23 protein-coding genes are annotated in these 18,934 nt (G+C 61.2%); 13 read left to right on the top strand and 10 right to left on the bottom strand.

Annotated features, from left to right (window positions below; all coding sequences use genetic code 11):
* Nucleotides 1-21: 21 nt before the first annotated feature.
* The 3 genes from AACX99_RS13200 to AACX99_RS13190 form a co-directional block, all read right to left on the bottom strand.
* Complete coding sequence (locus tag AACX99_RS13200) at nt 22-609, bottom strand: putative glycolipid-binding domain-containing protein (RefSeq protein WP_339412424.1); 588 nt, start codon at nt 607-609, stop codon at nt 22-24.
* 172 nt (nt 610-781) lie between these two features.
* On the bottom strand, nt 782-1,126 hold the full coding sequence (locus tag AACX99_RS13195) for a HopJ type III effector protein (protein WP_339412422.1): 345 nt from the start codon (nt 1,124-1,126) through the stop codon (nt 782-784).
* On the bottom strand, nt 1,126-1,416 hold the full coding sequence (locus tag AACX99_RS13190) for a DUF1244 domain-containing protein (RefSeq protein WP_339412420.1): 291 nt from the start codon (nt 1,414-1,416) through the stop codon (nt 1,126-1,128). Before AACX99_RS13190 ends, AACX99_RS13195 begins: the two co-directional genes overlap by 1 nt.
* A 264-nt stretch (nt 1,417-1,680) precedes the next feature.
* Here AACX99_RS13190 and AACX99_RS13185 point away from each other — a divergent pair, with 264 nt between their 5' ends.
* The gene (locus tag AACX99_RS13185; RefSeq protein WP_339412418.1) at nt 1,681-2,682 is read left to right on the top strand and encodes an SDR family oxidoreductase; all 1,002 of its coding nucleotides are present in this window, start codon (nt 1,681-1,683) and stop codon (nt 2,680-2,682) included.
* Nucleotides 2,683-2,705: 23 nt separating this feature from the next.
* Nucleotides 2,706-4,505 (top strand): glycoside hydrolase family 15 protein, encoded by a 1,800-nt coding sequence (locus tag AACX99_RS13180; RefSeq protein ID WP_339412417.1) that lies wholly within the window; start codon nt 2,706-2,708, stop codon nt 4,503-4,505.
* Nucleotide 4,506: 1 nt separating this feature from the next.
* Here AACX99_RS13180 and folX read toward each other — a convergent pair whose 3' ends face one another.
* Genes folX through folM form a run of 3 tightly spaced genes read right to left on the bottom strand, consistent with a single transcriptional unit; the run spans nt 4,507 to nt 6,174 of the window.
* Complete coding sequence (gene folX / locus AACX99_RS13175) at nt 4,507-4,881, bottom strand: dihydroneopterin triphosphate 2'-epimerase (RefSeq protein ID WP_339412416.1); 375 nt, start codon at nt 4,879-4,881, stop codon at nt 4,507-4,509.
* Nucleotides 4,881-5,441, bottom strand: a complete 561-nt coding sequence (gene folE, locus AACX99_RS13170; RefSeq protein ID WP_339412414.1) for a GTP cyclohydrolase I FolE — start codon at nt 5,439-5,441, stop codon at nt 4,881-4,883. The genes folX and folE overlap by 1 nt, the downstream gene beginning before the upstream one ends.
* A 22-nt stretch (nt 5,442-5,463) precedes the next feature.
* Nucleotides 5,464-6,174, bottom strand: a complete 711-nt coding sequence (gene folM / locus AACX99_RS13165) for a dihydromonapterin reductase (RefSeq protein WP_339412412.1) — start codon at nt 6,172-6,174, stop codon at nt 5,464-5,466.
* A 265-nt stretch (nt 6,175-6,439) separates the two neighbouring features.
* Here folM and AACX99_RS13160 point away from each other — a divergent pair, with 265 nt between their 5' ends.
* On the top strand, nt 6,440-6,736 hold the full coding sequence (locus AACX99_RS13160; RefSeq protein ID WP_339412410.1) for a hypothetical protein: 297 nt from the start codon (nt 6,440-6,442) through the stop codon (nt 6,734-6,736).
* A gap of 4 nt (nt 6,737-6,740) precedes the next feature.
* Here the strand turns inward: AACX99_RS13160 and AACX99_RS13155 are convergent, their stop codons facing one another.
* On the bottom strand, nt 6,741-7,166 hold the full coding sequence (locus AACX99_RS13155; RefSeq protein WP_339412408.1) for a thiol-disulfide oxidoreductase DCC family protein: 426 nt from the start codon (nt 7,164-7,166) through the stop codon (nt 6,741-6,743).
* A gap of 91 nt (nt 7,167-7,257) precedes the next feature.
* Here AACX99_RS13155 and AACX99_RS13150 point away from each other — a divergent pair, with 91 nt between their 5' ends.
* Nucleotides 7,258-8,211: a MerR family transcriptional regulator gene (locus AACX99_RS13150; RefSeq protein ID WP_339412406.1), complete on the top strand. Its 954-nt coding sequence runs from the start codon at nt 7,258-7,260 to the stop codon at nt 8,209-8,211.
* A 208-nt stretch (nt 8,212-8,419) separates the two neighbouring features.
* Complete coding sequence (locus AACX99_RS13145) at nt 8,420-10,198, top strand: acyl-CoA dehydrogenase C-terminal domain-containing protein (protein ID WP_339412405.1); 1,779 nt, start codon at nt 8,420-8,422, stop codon at nt 10,196-10,198.
* A gap of 149 nt (nt 10,199-10,347) precedes the next feature.
* Here AACX99_RS13145 and AACX99_RS13140 read toward each other — a convergent pair whose 3' ends face one another.
* Both AACX99_RS13140 and AACX99_RS13135 read right to left on the bottom strand, forming a co-directional pair.
* A complete protein-coding gene (locus AACX99_RS13140) occupies nt 10,348-10,959 on the bottom strand; it encodes a hypothetical protein (RefSeq protein ID WP_339412403.1) in 612 nt (203 codons plus the stop codon).
* 53 nt (nt 10,960-11,012) lie between these two features.
* Nucleotides 11,013-11,474 (bottom strand): PAS domain-containing protein, encoded by a 462-nt coding sequence (locus tag AACX99_RS13135; protein ID WP_339412401.1) that lies wholly within the window; start codon nt 11,472-11,474, stop codon nt 11,013-11,015.
* Between the two features lie 112 nt (nt 11,475-11,586).
* On the opposite strand from AACX99_RS13135, the gene AACX99_RS13130 reads away from it, so the two are divergent.
* The 8 genes from AACX99_RS13130 (at nt 11,587) to AACX99_RS13095 (ending at nt 17,375) form a co-directional block, all read left to right on the top strand.
* Nucleotides 11,587-12,039, top strand: coding sequence for a flavodoxin (locus tag AACX99_RS13130; RefSeq protein WP_339412399.1), 453 nt, complete (start codon nt 11,587-11,589; stop codon nt 12,037-12,039).
* The gene (locus AACX99_RS13125; RefSeq protein ID WP_339412397.1) at nt 12,039-12,506 is read left to right on the top strand and encodes a cupin domain-containing protein; all 468 of its coding nucleotides are present in this window, start codon (nt 12,039-12,041) and stop codon (nt 12,504-12,506) included. Before AACX99_RS13130 ends, AACX99_RS13125 begins: the two co-directional genes overlap by 1 nt.
* 99 nt (nt 12,507-12,605) lie before the next feature.
* Entirely contained in the window at nt 12,606-13,388 is a 783-nt protein-coding gene (locus tag AACX99_RS13120) for a class II aldolase/adducin family protein (RefSeq protein WP_339412395.1), read from the top strand.
* Nucleotides 13,385-14,269 (top strand): alpha/beta fold hydrolase, encoded by an 885-nt coding sequence (locus AACX99_RS13115; RefSeq protein ID WP_339412393.1) that lies wholly within the window; start codon nt 13,385-13,387, stop codon nt 14,267-14,269. The genes AACX99_RS13120 and AACX99_RS13115 overlap by 4 nt, the downstream gene beginning before the upstream one ends.
* Entirely contained in the window at nt 14,269-14,799 is a 531-nt protein-coding gene (locus AACX99_RS13110; protein WP_339412392.1) for a DUF1569 domain-containing protein, read from the top strand. Before AACX99_RS13115 ends, AACX99_RS13110 begins: the two co-directional genes overlap by 1 nt.
* Nucleotides 14,800-14,903: 104 nt before the next feature.
* Nucleotides 14,904-15,359, top strand: coding sequence for a hypothetical protein (locus AACX99_RS13105; protein WP_339412391.1), 456 nt, complete (start codon nt 14,904-14,906; stop codon nt 15,357-15,359).
* Nucleotides 15,360-15,501: 142 nt separating this feature from the next.
* Nucleotides 15,502-16,413, top strand: a complete 912-nt coding sequence (locus AACX99_RS13100) for an SDR family oxidoreductase (protein WP_339412389.1) — start codon at nt 15,502-15,504, stop codon at nt 16,411-16,413.
* A gap of 194 nt (nt 16,414-16,607) precedes the next feature.
* On the top strand, nt 16,608-17,375 hold the full coding sequence (locus AACX99_RS13095; protein WP_339412388.1) for a crotonase/enoyl-CoA hydratase family protein: 768 nt from the start codon (nt 16,608-16,610) through the stop codon (nt 17,373-17,375).
* 9 nt (nt 17,376-17,384) lie between these two features.
* Here the strand turns inward: AACX99_RS13095 and AACX99_RS13090 are convergent, their stop codons facing one another.
* Nucleotides 17,385-18,923 (bottom strand): sigma-54-dependent transcriptional regulator, encoded by a 1,539-nt coding sequence (locus tag AACX99_RS13090; RefSeq protein WP_339412387.1) that lies wholly within the window; start codon nt 18,921-18,923, stop codon nt 17,385-17,387.
* Nucleotides 18,924-18,934: the final 11 nt, after the last annotated feature.

Raw genomic sequence — 18,934 nt, 5'->3', positions numbered from 1 at the left:
TTTTTGCTGTCTGATATCTGCTTATACCCAGGTATTGAGCTTCAAATCCCTCGAGCTCATGCGCAGAAACTGGTCGCTGGCTCTGACCAGCAAGGCATGCTCGTCGACGGTCAGCTCGCTGCTCTTTCTGCCCTGCGCTTCGCTGCGGTATAGGGTTGTCCTGCCTTCTTCACGCAGGCGCTGGTAGCGCTGGCTGCGTGCTTCAACCTTGAGCGTTAGCAGGTCGACATAGGCGACCTGCATCAGTTCGCTCTGCCCGGTTTCCAGGGCGCAGCGTTGCAGGGCTGGGGTGTGGGTAAAGGGCGATTCGGAGAGCATAACCTGATGGCATTCGCTGAGGTCTGGGCGTGGTTCGCCGTTGTGGAACCAGTTGCCACGGATATCGCGCTTGAGGTTGAGGCTGCGCTGGCCGTGGTTGTCGACCTTCAGCCACAGGCGACGAAAACGCCAGCGTGGGTCGCAATTGAGCACATAGGTGGCGGCGATGCTGTGGCCTTGCAGGCTCTGCATCAGATGACTGGTGGCGTTGATGCCGTGTTCATCGATATTCAGGCGCAGGTTTTCCACGCCGGGGTTGTGCCATGGTTTCCATACCAAGGTCTGCTGCATCTAGCGACTCCAAGCCAGGTAGGGTTGGAGAAACCGGGAGAGCGCGGCCACAAAGCTGCACGGAGCACCGTCCCTGGTGTTCTCGTTCAAGTAACGGCGCGCAGCATAGGGGGGTTTAAGTGTGATGTCTGTCAGCTTTTACCGACAGTTGCGCAAGTTTTTGCGCGGGTGATTACAAGCTGTTGCGCTGCAGCGACGGCTGCTCGAAGCGCACGCCCGCCAGGCCGGTATCCATCAGTGCGCGGATATTGCCGTGGTCGCTACCGCTCGGGGTGGCCAGCACGCTGCGGTAATGTTCGCCAAAGCACAGCAGGGTCTCTTCCAGGCTCAGGCCTTCAAGCAGCGCCAGGCCGAGGGTCTTGCATGACCCTTCATTCTGCCCGGCAGCGCTATGCACCTTGCCATTGCTGAATGCGCAGGGTTGGTACTGGTAATGCTCGGCAATAAACGCCAGGGTTTCGGCGAAGGTGAAGTGTTCGCTGCGCAGCTTGGCGCGAAAGTCGTTGAGGCTGCTCATTACTTTTTTCCTTTACTGAAGGCGGCCTGCTGCTCGGCACTGGCTTCCTTCTGGTATTTGGCTTTCCACTCGGCATACGGCATGCCGTACACCTCTTCACGCGCTTCATCCGGGGTGATGGCGACACCGATGTCGTCGGCGGCGGCCTTGAACCACTTGGACAGGCAGTTACGGCAGAAGCCGGCAAGATTCATCATGTCGATGTTCTGTACATCAGGGCGTGAGCGCAGGTGTTGCACCAGGGTGCGAAAGGCGGCGGCTTCAAGTTCGAGGCGTTCTTGTTCGGTCATGGCAATACTCTGCGGTAGAAAATGTTGGCGGCGGCGCAGGCTATAGCGCTGCGGGACGATAATACCCCGCTGGATATGACAGGCACAGGGCGGCAAGGAACCGTGGTGCTGCTATTAGGGTGAACTTGGGCGAAGCGGCGAGGGTCATTTTTAGTGAGCGTCGCGTGTCGGCGCGCCCTGCGTGTGAGCCTGGAGGCCCTGCCTGATGCCAGTTATTTCCCCGTTTTGCCTTGGCGAGCAAGGCAGATGTCAGGTGCATCAGCCATGGCCCTGAAGCGAAATGAGGTGGTCGTGGTCTGCGGCGCCTCGGCCGGCATCGGCCGCGCCGCTGCCGTGGCATTTGCCCGGCGTGGCGCCAAGGTCGCATTGCTTGCCCGTGGCAGGGTTGGCCTGGCAGCGGCGCGGGCAGAGGTTGAGGCGGCAGGCGGGCAGGCGTGGGTGCAGGCCCTGGATGTGGCCAATGCTGAGCAGGTCGAGGCCGCTGCAGCACGAATAGAGGTTGAGCTGGGCGAGATCGACATATGGGTCAATAACGCGATGCTCACCGTGTTTTCGCCGGTCGCGCAAATGACTGCCGACGAATATCGCCGCGTCACCGAGGTTACCTATCTGGGCATGGTGCATGGTACCTGTGCGGCGCTTCGGCATATGCGCCCGCGCAATCGCGGCACCATTGTGCAGGTTGGTTCGGCGCTGGCCTATCGCGCCATTGCGTTGCAGTCAGCCTATTGCGCGGCGAAATTCGCCTGCCGGGGGTTTACCGATGCGTTGCGCGTCGAGTTGATGCAGGAAAAAAGCCGCATTCATCTGACCATGGTGCATCTTTCCGCGTTTAACACGCCCCAGTTCGAATGGGCGCGCACTCGCATGGAGTGTCAGCCGCAACCGGTCCCGCCGATTTTCCAGCCGGAAATCGCCGCGCGCGGCATCGTATGGGCGGCCTATCACCGTCGCCGAGAGGTGTGCGTCGGCTTTCCTGCGGTCAAGGCGATCTACGGCAACAAGCTGGTGCCCCGCTTTGCCGACTGGGTGCTCAGCCGGCAGGGCTACGACAGCCAGCAGAGTGAGCAGCCGTTGGCTGTGGGGCGGCCGGACAATCTGTTCAGTGCGGTGGAACAGGACATGGGCAGCCATGGCCGTTTCGACCAGCAGGCGCGCGATTTCAGCTGGCAGCTGTGGTTGACCATGCACCGCCGCCTGCTGACGCTCGGCTTGTTTATCGTATTGGCCATCATGCTGCTCATCGGCATAGGACTACTGGGCTGAACCCGCTCCCCGAAGAGGCCGCTATGTCTCAACCTATTGAGGATTACGCCTTGATCGGCGATCTGCGCTGCGCTGCGCTGGTCGGGCGCAATGGCAGTATCGACTGGTTTTGCCCGCCACGCTTCGACGCGCCGGCCTGTTTTGCGGCGTTGCTTGGCCGTGCTGAGCATGGCCACTGGCAGTTATCGCCGGTTGGCGAAGTGCTGGAGGTCCGCCGCTACTATCAGCCCGATACCTTGGTCCTGTGTACCGAGATGATCACCGCGAGCGGTCGCGTAAAAATTACCGACTGTATGCCGCTGGGTGATGACATCACTCTCTTGCGGCGGGTTGAGGTGCTGGCCGGCCAGGTCGCGATGCGCATGAGCCTGCTGCCCCGTTTCGGCTACGGTGCCCATGCTGCCCATTGCGAGCACACTGAAGCCGGATTGAGCGCTTGGTACGGCGAGGAACGCTTGCTGCTGCGCAGCGATCAACCGGCCGAACTCGGTGAAGGACAGATCCGCGCCCTGTTCAGCCTGAGCGAGGGCGAAAGTCGCAGCTTTCAGCTTTGCTACCTGTCTCCCGGACAAATGCCTGCGGCGTTGATCGACAGTGCGCAGCAGCTGGAAGACTGCGCCAAGGCGTGGCGCGGCTGGGTTGCTCAGTGCAGTTACCATGGCCGCTGGCGCGAAGCAGTGGTGCGTTCGTTGATCACCCTCAAAGCGCTCACCTATGCGCCCAGCGGCGGCATGGTCGCCGCGCCAACCACGTCGCTGCCGGAAGTTGTTGGCGGCGAAGCGAATTGGGATTACCGCTTTTGCTGGATCCGCGATGCAGTGCTGGCGCTGGATATTCTGCTCGATTCCAACTACTTCGATGAAGCGCGCAGCTGGCGCGACTGGCTGCTGCGTGTGTTGGATGGCGAGGATGGCGAGCTCGCTGTGCTCTACAGCGTTAGCGGCGAAGCACCGCTAGGCGAAGAGCAGCTGAGCTGGATGCCGGGCTATAAGGGCTCACGGCCTGTGCGCATTGGCAATGCTGCGAGCACCCAGCATCAGCTCGATCTGCAGGGTCAACTGATTGACCTGTTGCATTTGGCGCGCCGCAGCGGCGTAGACATGTACCCGGAAACCTGGCAGCGCCAATGCTCATTGGTCAATGACCTGGTCGAGCGCTGGCGTGACCCTGACGATGGCATCTGGGAGCTGCGCGGCGAGCGTAGGCACTTCACTCACTCCAAGATCTACGCCTGGGTCGCGTTCGACCGCTCGATCCGCGACGCCGAGACATTCGGTTGGGATGCGCCACTGGAACGCTGGCGCCAGGCCCGTGACGAGCTGCGTGCGGACATTTGCCGCAATGGCATCGACACCGCACGAGGTGCGTTCAAGCAGAGTTACGAGGAGGCGGAGCCCGACGCCAGTCTACTGATGATTCCGCTGCTGGGCTTTCTCCCCATCAAGGATGAGCGGGTACAGGCTACTATCGCCTGGGTGGAGCAGGAGCTGTATCGCAATGAACTGGTGTATCGATTCCGCCAGACAGACGCCTTCGCAGGCGAGGAGGGCGCGTTCTTGCCGTGTTCATTCTGGCTGGTTGATAACTGGGTGATGAGCGGCCGCGACCGCGAGGCCGAGGCCCTGTTTGAGCGCCTGTTGGCATTACGCAACGATGTCGGCCTGCTCGCCGAGGAATACGACCCCCGGCATGGGTTTCTGGGCAATTTCCCGCAGGCTTTTTCTCATCTGGCCTTGATCAAGAGTGCCTATCTGATCGAAGCCTGCGAGCGCGTGCATCGTGGCGGAGAGCCGGAGCGACACTCCTATAAGCCGGTGGACTGAATCAGCCGCGGTGCCCGGCCAGGGTAATCGACACCGACTCGGCAAAGCGCAGGGCGTGTAGCTTGTCCACTTCCACTTCGGCGTAACGCACGTCCGGGTTGGCCATCACCAGGTCGAGAATCTCCTGGGTCATGCGCTCCAGCAGGGCGAAGCGGTTTTCTTCGACGTGACGAATCACCGCCTTGGTGATGGTGCGGTAGTTGAGGGCGTGGTCAATATCGTTGTCACGCACCGCTTCTACGGCGGGGTAGAGGATGGTCAGGTTGATCAACACATCCTGCTTGTTGTTGATCTCCTCTTCCTTGATGCCGATGTAGGTGCGCAGGCGCAGGTCTTTGACGCGGATGCGCGCCATCCCAGGTTCCAGTCGCGGCATTACTTGCTCCGTCCGATCAGTTGCAGGAATTCATGGCGAGTGTTGCAGGATTCGCGGAAGGCTCCAAGCATCACCGAGGAGGTCATCACCGAGTTCTGCTTCTCCACGCCGCGCATCATCATGCACATGTGTTTGGCTTCGATTACCACGGCCACGCCGGCGGCGTTGGTGACCAGCTGGATCGCGTCGGCAATCTGCTTGGTGAGGTTTTCCTGGATCTGCAGGCGCCGTGCATACATATCGACAATTCGCGCCACTTTCGACAGGCCGAGCACCTTGCCGGTGGGGATATAGGCCACATGAGCCTTGCCGATAAACGGCAGCATATGGTGCTCGCACAGCGAGTACAGCTCGATATCACGGACGATCACCATCTCGTCGTTATCCGACTCGAACAGTGCGCCGTTGACCACTTCTTCCAGGCTCTTGTGGTAGCCGTTGCACAGGTACTGCATGGCCTTGGCGGCACGCTTGGGCGTATCCAGCAGGCCTTCGCGTTCGGGGTTTTCACCGACACCGAGCAGGATCTCGCGGTAGTGGTCGGGCAGTTCTGGGGTCATTACAGGGTCCTCGCGACCAGGCTCATTTGAGATGGCGGCCGCCGTTGACAGTCAGTGTGGTACCGGTGACGTAGGGGTTGTCGAGCAGGTAGCGCAGGCTTTGGTAGATCACTTGAGGCCCGGGTTCGATGCCCAGTGCCGATTTATTCAGGGTTTTGCGGCGGTAATCGGCGTCGTCGTCCGGGTTGAACATGATCAGCGCCGGGGCGATACCGTTGACCTTGATCTGCGGGGCGAAGCGTGCGGCAAACGACAGCGTCAGGCTGTCCAGCCCGGCCTTGCTGGCGCTGTAGGCCGGGCGCTTGGCGCTGCCCTTGCGCGCCACGTCATCGCTGATATGCACGATATCGGCGGGCGTTGAGCGCGCCAGCAGGGGTTGGCAGTGCAGGTTGATCAGATAGGGCGCGAGCATATGCACGGCAAACAGCTGCTGAAAGGCTGCGGCCTCTTCGCCCGGCGCTTCTATCAGCCAGTCGGAGGCGTTGTGCACGATGGCCCGCAGGCTGTCGGTATGGCTCTTGAGCAGTTCGATAAACGCCAGGATGCCGGCTTCACTGGCGAAGTCCGCATGCAGGGCTAGAGCGCCGCGTTGCCTGAGGGCCTCGATGCCGTCGCGTTCGCTGCGGTAGGTGACGATTACTTGGTGGCCGTCATCCAGCAGGCGCTCGGCACAATACAGGCCGATGCGCTGGCTAGCTCCGGTTATCAGGATGGGGGCGGCGCTGACGCTCATGCTCGACTCGGCAGAAAGAAAAGGGTGGGTTCAGCGACGCTGCGCCGGGTTACCTGACCAGTGTGGCGCGGCCTCAACTGAACCAGACGTAAAGTTATACCAGCACTGGTGTTTGTACAACCATGCGCCCTGTGCGGGTACTGGTCTGTTACCTACCGTTTAGCCTATTTCATTGAGCTGTATCGGTATTTTTTGCACGGTCGGGCTGAATAAAATTGTTTTTATCGTGTACAAGATTGGTTTTCTTGTACAGGTATATGCCGTTATGAAGCCGTGGCAGTTAAGCATCGCAGTGCTGTGTGGGCGGGTGCGCCATGTCGAGGTGCTCACCCTGCGCTGCTGTGGCTACAAGGTGCGGGTGGTCAGCAAGGCTGGCAGCGTGCGCACGCTGGAGTATGCGTCGGGGCGCCCGCTATGGCCTGGGTTGGCATTGCTCAAGGCGTGTTTACGGCGCTGCGGCGTGCAGCAGATGCTGTTGCTGCAGCCGGAAAGCCACGATGAAATTATCGGTCGTCCTGCGTTGCTTGAACCCGATCCAGGCCTGTGGATCAAGCTGCGTTGATGGCTTATTGCGGTTTTTTGCTGACAATGCACGCAGCGTTTCTGCAGCGCCGACTGGCATCCGGGTGGGGCAGCCAATCGAGGTGCGGGCGTAGCCGGCAGAATAGTTGGTAACCCAGTTCCAGCAGAGGCCGCAATGCCGGCCAGGTCAGTGGCACTGCCCAGCGCTCAAGGCCGGCGGCGCGCCAGCTCCATAGCGTGGCGTCCATGCCGGTGACCCATTGACCATCAGCGAAGCGGGCATGCAGGCGGTTCTGCAGGGTTTCTCGGCTGTGGCCGACGGACTCGGGATGAAAGTCATCGAGGCTGATATCGACCAGGCACAAACGCTGCACGTCGGCGCGCTGACGCAGCAACTGGATCTCGCGGGCGCACAACGGGCAATCGCCATCGTAGTAAAGGGTCAAGGGCCAGCAGGGCTGCTTGTTCATGGTCTAACTCTTTGTATAGGTCTTGTACAAAGTATGCCGGAAATAGCTGAGTTACAATGCGCGCAACATTTTTTCTGTGATACCTGCGCCCATGTCCGATCACGTTGGTACTGCATCCCTCGTTTCGAATGCTCTCAAGCAGGAAGAGTTATTTCCTATTCGTGAAGTGGCGCGCCTGACCGGCGTCAATCCAGTCACCCTGCGGGCCTGGGAGCGGCGCTATGGGCTGATCCAGCCAACCCGCACCGATAGTGGTCATCGCCTGTATTCGCAGGTGGATATCGAGTCGGTGCGCAGCATCCTGGCGTGGATTGAGCGCGGTGTGGCGGTGAGCAAGGTTGGCAAGATTCTGGCCAAAAGCAGCTCAATCAAATCCGCCAGTTCACCGGTCTATGAAGAGGTCAGCGCCAGCGAGTGGGGCGAGTGGCAAGCCCAGCTGCGCCGCGCTATCAGCGCCTTCGACGAGCTACACCTGGATCGTCTATACGGTCAGATTTTCTCCAGCTACCCGCTGCCGGTGGTGTTCCAGGACATCCTCATGCCGCTGTGGCAGGAACTGCTGCTGCGTCAGGACGAATATGGCCAGACCAGCGAATGGCTGTTCCTCGATACTTTCCTGCGTGCCCGTACCTTGCAACGCTTGCAGGTGTTGCGCGCCCAAGTTGAGGAGCGCGTGCTGCTGGCAGCCTTGCCGGGCCATTGCCGCGAGCTGGAACTATTGGTCGCCGGGTTGCTGCTGAGCAGCGCCGACACCGCCGTCAGCGTGCTGGGGCTGGGTCAGCCGCTGGAAGAGCTGACGCTGATCTGCGAAAAGATGCAGCCCCAGGCGCTGGTGCTGTTCTCCAACCAGCCGCCCAGCGATGACCTGCCCAAGGTGCTCTCGCGCCTAGCGCTGGCGCTGGACTGTCCACTGGTGATGGCCGGTGATGGTGCCGATCTTGCCGAGGAAAGCCTCAGTGGTTCGCCGATTGCCTGTTTGGGCAATGAAGGTCGCCTGATGCAGCGTCGCCTGCAGCAGTTTCTGGCTGGCCACCTGGATACCTGATTTCTTCTATTAAGTACGCCTGAATAAGCGCGGTCGCCGTTATGGCAGCCGCGCTTTCGCATGCCTGCAATTTGTTGTCGAGCCCGATTAGTTGTACAGCCTGTACAGAAAATTGCTTGCCATTTGGGTCTTTAGGCTATACAAGAGCTGTACATAATTTATATATGTACAGTGTTAAGCCACTTGTACAGCTTGAGGACTGAGTAACATGACTCAATACCGCGCACCCCTTCGTGATATGCGTTTCGTTTTTGACGAGGTGCTCGACGCTTATGCCACCTTGCAGTCGCTGCCTAGTCAGCGCGAGTTCGGAGACGACCTCGGTGGCGCCATTCTGGAAGAAGCTGCCAAATTGGCGGAGAACGTACTGGCTCCGCTCAATGGCCCTGGTGATAAACAGGGCTGCCATTACGATCCGGAAAGTAAATCGGTCAAGGCGCCGGACGGTTTCCGCGCCGCTTATCAGCAGTTCGCCGAAGGTGGCTGGACCGCTCTGGCCTGTACGCCCGAGTTCGGCGGCCAGGGCTTGCCCCATGTGCTGAACATGATGGTCGAGGAGATGGTCTGTTCGGCCAACTTGTCGCTGGGCATGTATCCGGGTCTGACTCATGGCGCGATCAATGCGCTGACCGCTCACGGTGCCCGTGAACTGCAGGAGCGCTATCTGCCGAAACTGATCAGCGGCGAATGGACCGGCACCATGTGCCTGACCGAGCCGCAGTGCGGCACCGACTTAGGCTTGATCCGCACCCGTGCCATACCGCAGGCGGACGGCAGCTATGCCATCAGCGGCACCAAGATCTGGATCACCGGCGGTGAGCACGATCTGGTCGACAACATCATGCACCTGGTGCTGGCCAAGCTGCCCGATGCACCGGATAGCGTGAAGGGGATTTCGTTGTTTTTAGTGCCCAAGTTCCTTGCAGACGGCAGCCGTAACCCGGCGTTCTGTGGCGGCCTGGAACACAAGATGGGTATTAAGGGCTCGGCCACCTGCGTGATGAATTTCGAAGGTGCTCAGGGCTGGCTTATCGGCGAGCCGAACAAGGGCCTCAAGTGCATGTTTACCATGATGAACTCGGCGCGCCTGATGGTCGGCATGCAGGGCCTCGGAATTGCCGAAAGCGCTTATCAGGTCAGCCTGGGCTTCGCCAAAGAGCGCTTGCAGAGTCGTTCGCTGTCTGGTCCGAAAGCGGCGGACAAACTGGCCGATCCGATCATCGTGCACCCGGATGTGCGGCGCATGTTGCTGCGCCAGAAGGTGATGATCGAAGGCTGCCGCGCGCTGGCTTATTTCACTGGTTTGCATGAAGACGTTGCCCATGACCACGAAGACCCAGCCGTGCGCGAGCAGGCCGATGATCTGGTGCAGCTGCTGACTCCGGTAGTGAAGTCCTTTCTCACTGATGAAGGCTTCAACTGCGCCAACGAAGGCCTGCAGGTGCTGGGCGGCTCCGGCTTCACCGAAGACTGGGGCATCGAGCAACTGGTGCGTGATTCGCGGATTACCCGCATTTATGAAGGCACCAACGGCATTCAGGCGCTTGATCTGGTCGGCCGCAAGTTGGGCCTGGGTGGCGGTCGCGCGGTGCGCAATTACTTCGCCTTGGTCGAGGGGTGGCTCAAGGCCAACGCCGAGGCAGAGCACGTCGCGGCAGTGGGTGCTGCGCTCAAGCAACTGCAGCAGGCCACGATGTGGATTGCTAGCGAAGGGATGAAAGACCCCGAGCAGGCCGGTGCGGCGGCAACTCCTTATCTGCGACTGTTTGCCCTGACCAGCCTGGCCTGGATGTGGGCGCGCATGGCTGCGGTGGCCAAGGTCAAGTTGGCGGCAGGCAGTACGGAAACCCTGTTTTATGGTGCCAAGCTGAAGTCTGCGGACTTCTTTGTGGCGCGCATTCTTACTGAAACCGACAGCCTGCTGGCTGAGGTCAAGGCCGGCAAAGCCACGCTGATGGCCTTTAGTAATGAGGAGTTTGCTGCCTGAAACGACTGCGCAATCCGGTAGCCATCAGTACCGCCCATTTTCGGCCGCCGGATTTTTTTATCCCTGCTGCAGGCATTTGTCCTGCACTTTAGGCCCGCCTGATAGCGGGTCTTTTTTTGTCCGGTATTTGCTCTGCATTCTTGGGCGCTTCAGCAACGCACGATATGCAGCCGTTGTTCCTGCTGTAGGTGCTGCTGGTAGATAAACTGGCGCAGCTGCTCATCGCTTTGCGGGTCTTTGGGGTGGAGCTGATAGGCCAATAGGCCGTCCTCGGTTTCGCGTACGAATACCCCGGCCACGGCAATCGCCGTATGCTCGTCCACCGGCAGCACCAGCTGAAAACGCTTGGGCGCTTTGCGTCGTGCCCGATGCTCGATCAATGCGCCATTCATCGACAGCTGGTGAATCCACAGGTCACTGGGCTGCGCGCTTGGCGTGTGCAGCGGCAACGGCTCGGCCAGTGGCGAGCGCCAGGCGCGATTGACTTCACCTTCATCGAAAATCTGTGGAGCGCTGAGCTGCAGGCAGGGGGCGTTCTGCTCATCCCGGCTAAGGTGCAGGTCAAAGGTCAGGCGCTGATTGGCGATGTGTGCGTGCAGGCTCAGCGGTTCATCGGCTGTGCAGTGCAACAGCAGTTCGCTGAGCTGCTTGCCAATATCCACTGGCAGGCGCGGCTTGCTGCGCGACGGCGTCGTCACCGGTTCGTGCAACTGGCTGATAAACGTCAGTTCAGCCTGGGTCAGGAGGGCCTGTTCTTGCATGGATGCGGTCTAATATCGAGCTCTTGAAGCTGTTCTGACCGCTGCTATGGCGATTAGTTACTGCCGGTCGTCAGCTGCAAACGCAGCAGTTCGGCCTTGAGCTCGGCCAATTCAGCTTCCAATTCCTTCACCCGCTCCTGGGCCTGAACTTGTTCGGTGACGTTCTTCTGGATACCGATGTAGTACGTCAACTGGTCAGCATCGTTAACCACCGGGGTGATCGACAGTTCGTTCCAGAACGGCGTGCCGTCCTTGCGGTAGTTACGGATGATCTGCCGGCACGGACGGTGCGCCTTCACCGCTTCGCGGATAGCAGTCAGGCCCGGCTGATTGCGGTCATCGGCCTGCAGAAAGCGGCAATCTTGGTAAAGAATGTCTTCGCTGGCGTAACCGGTGAGCTTCTCAAAGGCGGGATTGGCATAGATCAGGATGTTGTCCTCACCTTCCTGTTCAGCCACCACGATGCCGTCGTTGGAGGCGTTGATCACCAGTTGCAGCAGTTTGGCGTTGATCATGAGGCGATTTCCCAGTCTATGTCGGCTGCATTCTAAAACATCCGGGCGGGCTGTCCACTTGCGGCATAATGCCGAGCTTATTGATTTGGTTCTGACTGTTTCGGAGTTTTGCATGAAGATCGCCATCCTTTCCGGTTCGGTGTACGGCACCGCCGAGGAAGTTGCCCGCCACGCCGAACGTCTACTCAACGCCGCCGGCCTTGAGGCCTGGCATAACCCACGCGCCAGCCTGGCGGATATTCAGGCCTTTGCTCCCGAGGCTTTTCTGGCGGTGACCTCGACCACCGGCATGGGTGAATTGCCGGATAACCTACAGCCGCTGTATTACGCCATTCGTGATCATCTGCCGGCGTGGAGCGGCTTGCCTGGCGGGGTGATTGCCCTGGGTGATTCCAGCTACGGCGATACCTTCTGCGGCGGCGGTGAGCTGGTGCGCGAGCTGTATGCCGAGCTGGGCATCCGCGAGGTGCAGCCGATGCTGCGCCTGGACAGCAGCGAAAGCGTGACTCCGGAAACCGACGCGGAGCCTTGGTTGGCAGAGTTTATTGCGGCGCTGCAAGGCTGATGCACCCGCGCGCGCAGGAACTGATTAGCGCGCTGCAGTTGCAGGCGCATCCGGAAGGTGGCTATTACCGCCGCCTTTACGAATCGTCGGCGCAGCTGGAAAACGGCCGGCTGTGCGGCACTGCGATTATCTTCCTGTTGCCTGCCGGCGCGGTTAGCCGTTGGCACCGGGTGGACGCCGACGAGCTTTGGCACTTCTATGAAGGTGCGCCGCTGGAGCTGTTGGTAGCTGAGCAGCCGGATGCGGTGCGTGGTGCGCGATTGGGCCCGGTGACCATCGGCCAACTGCCACAGCGCTTGGTGCCGGCTCATGCCTGGCAGGCCGCACGCAGCAGCGGGGCGTTTACCCTAGTCGGTTGCACGGTAACCCCGGGTTTCGACTTTGCCGGCTTCCAGCTGCTCAGTGATGATCCCCAGGCCCAGCGCGACTGGCCCATGCTCGCGCAGCTGCATCCCGAGCTGGTTTGACTCGCAAGGCCACCACGCTGGCCGCCAGAGCGACTCACCTTTGCGGCATCCCTCGCTAGACTCCTTGGCACTTCAATAACAAAAGCCGAGGAATCGATCATGACCGTTGCCCATGCACTGCCTGTTGTCAGCCTCAAGGATCAGGTGTCTGCTGCCGAATGGCAGACCCGCGTGGACCTGGCCGCCTGTTACCGGCTGGTCGCCTTGTACGGCTGGGATGACCTGATTTTCACCCACATATCGGCGAAGATTCCCGGCAGCGAAGATTTCCTGATCAACCCCTACGGCCTGATGTTCCATGAGATTACTGCCTCCAGCCTGGTGAAGATCGACCTGGCCGGCAACAAGCTGATGGACAGCCCCTTCGACATCAATCCGGCCGGCTACACCATCCACAGCGCGGTGCACGAAGTGCGTCACGATGTCGGTTGCGTGTTGCATATCCACACGCCAGCGGGGATCGCCGTGTCGGCGCAGAAGCAGGGGTTGCTGCCGTTGTCGCAGCAGTCGCTGTTCGTCCTCGCCAGCCTGGCCTACCACGGCTATGAAGGCGTGGCGTTGAACCATGATGAGAAGTCGCGCCTGCAGGCGGATCTCGGCGAGAAGAACTTTATGATCCTGCCCAACCACGGCCTGCTTACCGCCTTCGGCAGCATCGCCGATGCCTTCCTCGGCATGTTCACCCTGCAGCGCGCCTGCGAGATTCAGGTGATGGCGCAAAGCGGCGGCACCGAGCTGATCCATATTCCGCAACAGGTTCTCGACGGTGCCCGGGCGATGATCGCCGGGGTGATGAAAAGCCCGCAGGGCATGGGCGGCGCACTGCCGTGGCCGGCGCTGCTGCGCAAGCTTGACCAACAGATGCCGGGTTATGCGGCATGACCGCGTTGCCTGGGATTGCCCTGGCGGATTGGCGTAGCTCGGGCCGGGATTTCAGCTTTAACGGCCATGGCATCCGCTACTGGACAGCCGGGCAGGGTGAGCCGTTGCTGCTGATTCACGGCTTCCCCACCGCCAGTTGGGATTGGCACTACCTATGGAGCGCTTTGGCCGAGCGGTACCAAGTGATTGCCTGCGATATGCTCGGCTTTGGCGACTCGGCCAAACCGCGCGGGCATGCCTATAGCCTGCTGGAACAGGCCGACCTGCAGCAGGCGCTGTTGGTGCATCTGGGTATCGCGAAGCCGGTGCATGTATTGGCCCATGATTATGGCGACAGCGTGGCCCAAGAGCTGCTGGCACGGCATCAAGAGGGTCGCGCGCAACTGGCCAGTTGCGTATTTCTCAATGGTGGGCTGTTTCCGGAAACCCATCGTCCGGTACTGGTGCAGAAGCTGCTGCTCAGCCCCATAGGCCCGCTGATCGGTCGACTGTTCAGCCGCAAGAAGCTGGCGCAGAGCTTTGCCCAGGTGTTCGGCCCGCACACCCAGCCAAGCGCCCGCGAGCTGGATGATTTCTGGAGCCTGATTGCCACCAATAACGGCCCCGCGGTGATGCATCGGTTGATCCGCTATATGCCCGAGCGCCGCGTGCAGCGCGAGCGTTGGGTGGCGGCGATGCAGGCCACTGCTGTGCCGATGCGGGTGATTGATGGCGCTGTCGACCCGATTTCCGGGGCGCATATGGTGGCGCGTTATCGCGAGCTGATCCCCCAGCCGGACACCGTGCTGCTGGAGCAAATTGGCCATTATCCGCAGACCGAAGCGCCGGATCAGGTGCTCGCTCATTATTTGCAATTCCGTGCACGGCTGGAGGCCAAGTGATGCAACGACGTACTGTCCTGAAAGGCGCCGCTCTTGGCGGTGTGGCGGCGCTGGGCGCGGGTTTCTGGGCATTGCCAAGTGGAGACGCGCCAGCTGCGGTAAGCCTCGATGCAGTCGGGAGGCTGCTGGCTGGCCTGGTCGATCAGCCGTTACTTAGCCTCAAGGGCTGGAGCCCGGCCGAGGTATTCAACCACTGCGCGCAGAGCATCGAGTACTCCATCAGCGGTTATCCCGAACTCAAGCCCGGCTGGTTCCGCAGCAGCGTTGGCCCGCTGGCGTTTAGCGTATTTGCCGCGCGTGGGGCCATGCGCCATCCGCTGAACGAGGCTATCCCAGGTGCCGCGGCCTTAAACTCGCCGGCCAGCCAAGCCCAGGCACTGCACCGTTTGCAGCAGGCTTTTGCCGACTTTGCCGCCTACCAGGGCGAGCTGCAGCCGCACTTTGCCTACGGCGCGCTAAGCCATGCCGACTATGCCCAGGCCCATGTGCTGCATCTGTATAACCACCTCAGCCTCATCCGTCCGGCCTGAATGCCTGCTTGAGTGAGTTGCGCGACCACTGATCAAAAACATCGAACCCTCGAAGCCAGCGCACAGTCGGTTTTTATGTACGCACTCACTACGAGGATGGAACGATGAATGACAAAACCAAGCTGTGCGCAATGATCTTCAGTGGCTTGCTGGCGTTTTCCGCCTTACCTGCTGTGGCAGGCGGTGCCTCACCGACCGGACCTACCGACCCGGCTGGACCAACCTCGCCGGTACCACCAAGTATCCCACCTGCTGATACCGATACCGGTATGAATAACGGTACCGACGCCAATACTAATGGCACGAGCCCTGGCCAGGGTACTGGCACCGGCACCGGTATGGATAATGGCACTGGCACTGGCACTGGCACGGGTATGGATAATGGCACCGGCACCGGCACCGGCACCGGCACCGGCACGGGTACCGCGCCTGGTAATGGCGGCGGCTCCAATAACGGTGGAGCAGGTACCGGCACTGGTACTGGCACTGGTAGTGGTAGCGGCACCGGCAGTGGTACGGGTAGCGGTGCCGGTAGCGGCGCTGGTACTGGCGGTCAGTAGTAACCAGTCAGTGAACCGCGCTCGGGTGGCAGGATCATCCTGCCACCTTATCGAGCACCATTCAGCGCTGCTCGTACCTATTGTGACCAGCGCTCGACTGCTGGACACTCGGGAGCATTGTTAATCTGCCGAGGAATGCTGCATGAGCGACGCCATCCGTTTTCAAGACCAGGTTGTAATCGTCACCGGGGCCGGCGGCGGTCTGGGCCGCGCCCATGCGCTGTTGTTCGCCAAACACGGTGCCAAAGTTGTGGTCAACGATCTGGGCGGCAGCACCCACGGTGAAGGCGCCAACGCTTCGGCAGCGGACAAAGTGGTCGAGGAAATCCGCGCGGCTGGCGGCACGGCAGTGGCCAACCATGATTCGGTGACCGACGGCGAGAAGATCGTGCAGTGCGCCCTGGACACCTTTGGCCGCATTGATGTGGTGGTGAATAACGCCGGCATCCTGCGCGACAAAACCTTCCATAAGATGGAAGACGCTGACTGGGATCTGGTTTACAAAGTCCACGTCGAAGGCGCCTACAAAGTCACCCGCGCCGCCTGGCCGCATATGCGCGAGCAGGGTTATGGCCGCATCATCTTCACCGCATCCACTTCGGGCATCTACGGCAACTTCGGACAGTCCAACTACGGCATGGCCAAGCTGGGCCTGTACGGCCTGACTCGTACCCTGGCCATCGAAGGGCGCAAGAACAACATCCTGGTGAACGCCATTGCCCCTACCGGCGGCACGCGCATGACCGAAGGGTTGATCCCGCCGCAGGTGTTCGAGCAGCTCAAGCCCGAGCTAGTCAGCCCGCTGGTGGTGTACCTGGCGAGCAGCGCCTGCGAAGAAACCTCCGGCCTGTTCGAAGTCGGCGGTGGCTGGATGGGCAAAGTGCGCTGGGAACGCAGCCTGGGCGCCGGCTTCGACCCGCGTGAAGGCTACAGCCCGGAGGATGTGGCCGCCAACTTTGCACAGATTTGCGACTTTGAGGGCGCGGCCCATCCGAAGGACAATATCGAGGCGATGAAAGAGATGATGGCCAACCTGCAGAAGTTCGCCCTCTGATTGCGCCACTCTGGCGGGGAGATCGGTCAGCAGGCTGATTTCCACCGCCCAGGGCTTTAAGGTGAAGGCCGGCTAAATGCCGGCCTTCGGCTTTTTAGCTGTAGGAGCGGGCCATGCCCGCGAAATGACCATCGCGACAATGGGCGTGGGCGTCCCGACGTTCCTACATCGAACACACTGCGCAGGAGTTCGCCATGAGCGTCATCATCGAAAAAACTGGCCCAGTTACCACCTTGATCATTAACCGCGCCCAGGTGCGCAACGCCGTCGATCGGCCAACTGCCGAGGCGCTGGCTGCGGCCCTGCGAGCCTTCGAGGACGATAAGCAAGCGCGGGTGGTGGTGTTGGCAGGTGCCGGCGGGACGTTCTGCGCAGGCGCTGACCTGGGTGCTGTGGCCGAAGGGGCTGAGCGCGCCAATCGCCTGGAAACCGAGGGCGATGGGCCGATGGGACCGAGCCGTATGCAGCTGAGCAAACCGCTGATCGCCGCCATCGAAGGCCATGCGGTGGCCGGCGGCCTGGAGCTGGCGCTGCTTGCCGATCTGCGGGTGATGGCCGATAACGCGGTGCTTGGGGTGTTTTGCCGGCGTTTTGGCGTGCCGCTGATTGACGGCGGCACCGTGCGCTTGCCGCGGATTATCGGCCAGGGCCGCGCGCTGGATCTGATTCTGACGGGGCGTCCGGTAATGGCCGAAGAGGCGCTAAGCATGGGGCTGGTCAATCGGGTGGTCGCAGCTGGCAGCGCGTTGGCCGTCGCCCAGCAACTGGCCTTGGAAATTGCCGGCTTCCCGCAACGTTGTATGCTCGCCGACCGCGCCAGCGCCTATGCGCAGTGGGACTTGCCGTTCGCCGAAGCCATGGCTAATGAATTTGTCGGCGGCATGGCGGTGGTCGCCAGTGGTGAAACCCAGGCCGGCGCGCAGCGCTTCAAGGAAGGCACTGGGCGTCACGGCACGTTCTGAGCGGCGTATTTACGGCTTGCCCGGAATCCCGTATTTGCGCAAGCGCATGGCAATCGCGCTGTGCGAAGTGTGCAGGCGGGTTGCCAGTTGCCGGGTCGAAGGGTGGCTGGGGTAGAGCTTCTCCAGCAGATTCTTTTCGAACGCGGCCACCGCCGCTTCCAGGCTGCTGACTTCGCCTTCTGCCTGCTGCGCGGCCACAGCGGTGCCGGCGATATCCAGATCATCGATCTGCACCAGATTGCTTTCGCAGATGGCAGCGGCGCGGAAGATCACGTTTTGCAACTGGCGCACGTTGCCCGGCCAGCGGTTGCCCAGCAGCGCCGGGTAGGTGTCGGGCGTCAGGCGGCAGGGCAGGCGCTGGATCTGCGCGCAGGCCTGCTGCATAAAGTGCCGCGCCAGCAGCAGGATGTCCTGGCCGCGTTCGCGTAGCGGCGGTACTTCCAGGTTAAGCACGTTGAGGCGATAAAACAGGTCCTCACGGAATGCGCCTTCACCGACCATCTTTTCCAGGTTGCGGTGGGTGGCGCTGAGGATGCGCACATTGACCTTGACCTCGCTCTGCCCGCCGACGCGGCGAAAGCTGCCGTCGCTTAAAAAACGCAGCAGCTTGGCCTGCAGGTAAGGCGACATTTCACCAATCTCATCGAGAAACACCGTGCCTTGGTTGGCCAGCTCCAGCAGCCCCGGCTTGCCGCCACGCTGGGCGCCGGTAAAAGCGCCGGGGGCGTAACCGAATAGCTCGCTTTCGGCGAGGTTCTCCGGCAAGGCCGCGCAGTTCAACGCAAGAAACGGCGCAGTACGCCGCGTGCTGATGGCGTGACAGGCGCGTGCGACCAGCTCCTTGCCGGTGCCGGTTTCGCCTTGTATCAGCAATGGCGCATCCAGGGTGGCGACGCGCTGGGCGCGGGTTTTCAGGCTGCGGATCGGCGCGGAATCACCGAGCAGCGAATCAAAACCTTCGGCGTGGTCATGGTGCAGCGCCGCCAGGCGTTCGCCGATACGGCTCGGCGCGTACAGGCTAAGCAAACCGCCGGCCAGATGCCGTGCGCCGCCGTCGACGCCTTCGGTGATCGGTTGCGCATCCAGCAGCAGGGCCTGGCCCTTGAGCGTGACCTCGCGCATCGGCAGGCGGAAGCCCTGGTCGAGCAGTTCCGTTTGCAACTGCTGGTCGGCGAATAGCTCGCCAATGCCCAGCCCATCAGGTTGCTGGCCGGACAGCTCAATCAGCGCCGGGTTAGCCAACAGCACGCGGCCCTGGCTGTCGACCGCCAGCACGGGGTCGGTCATGGCGGCGAGCAGGGCGTCGAGTTGCAGATGACGACGCTGGCCGGGGAGGATGTCGACGACGGTTACCGCCTGCACGCCATGGACCTTGAACAGCGCCTCGCGCAGCTCATCGAGCACTGCGGGGCTCAGGGTCGGCGCGTCGATATACACGTTCGGCGGCACCATCTCCACCGCATCCAGGTTGAGATTGCGCCCACCGAGCAGGGCCAGCACTTCCTGGGTGATGCCAACGCGGTCGATAAAGGTGACGTGAATACGCATGGAAACGGGCG

Origin of the sequence: Pseudomonas sp. EA_35y_Pfl2_R5, from assembly GCF_963970805.1 — a bacterium.
Classification (GTDB): domain Bacteria; phylum Pseudomonadota; class Gammaproteobacteria; order Pseudomonadales; family Pseudomonadaceae; genus Aquipseudomonas.
Note: the sequence above shows the minus strand (reverse complement) of the source record. Positions and strands in the feature narration are given on the sequence as shown.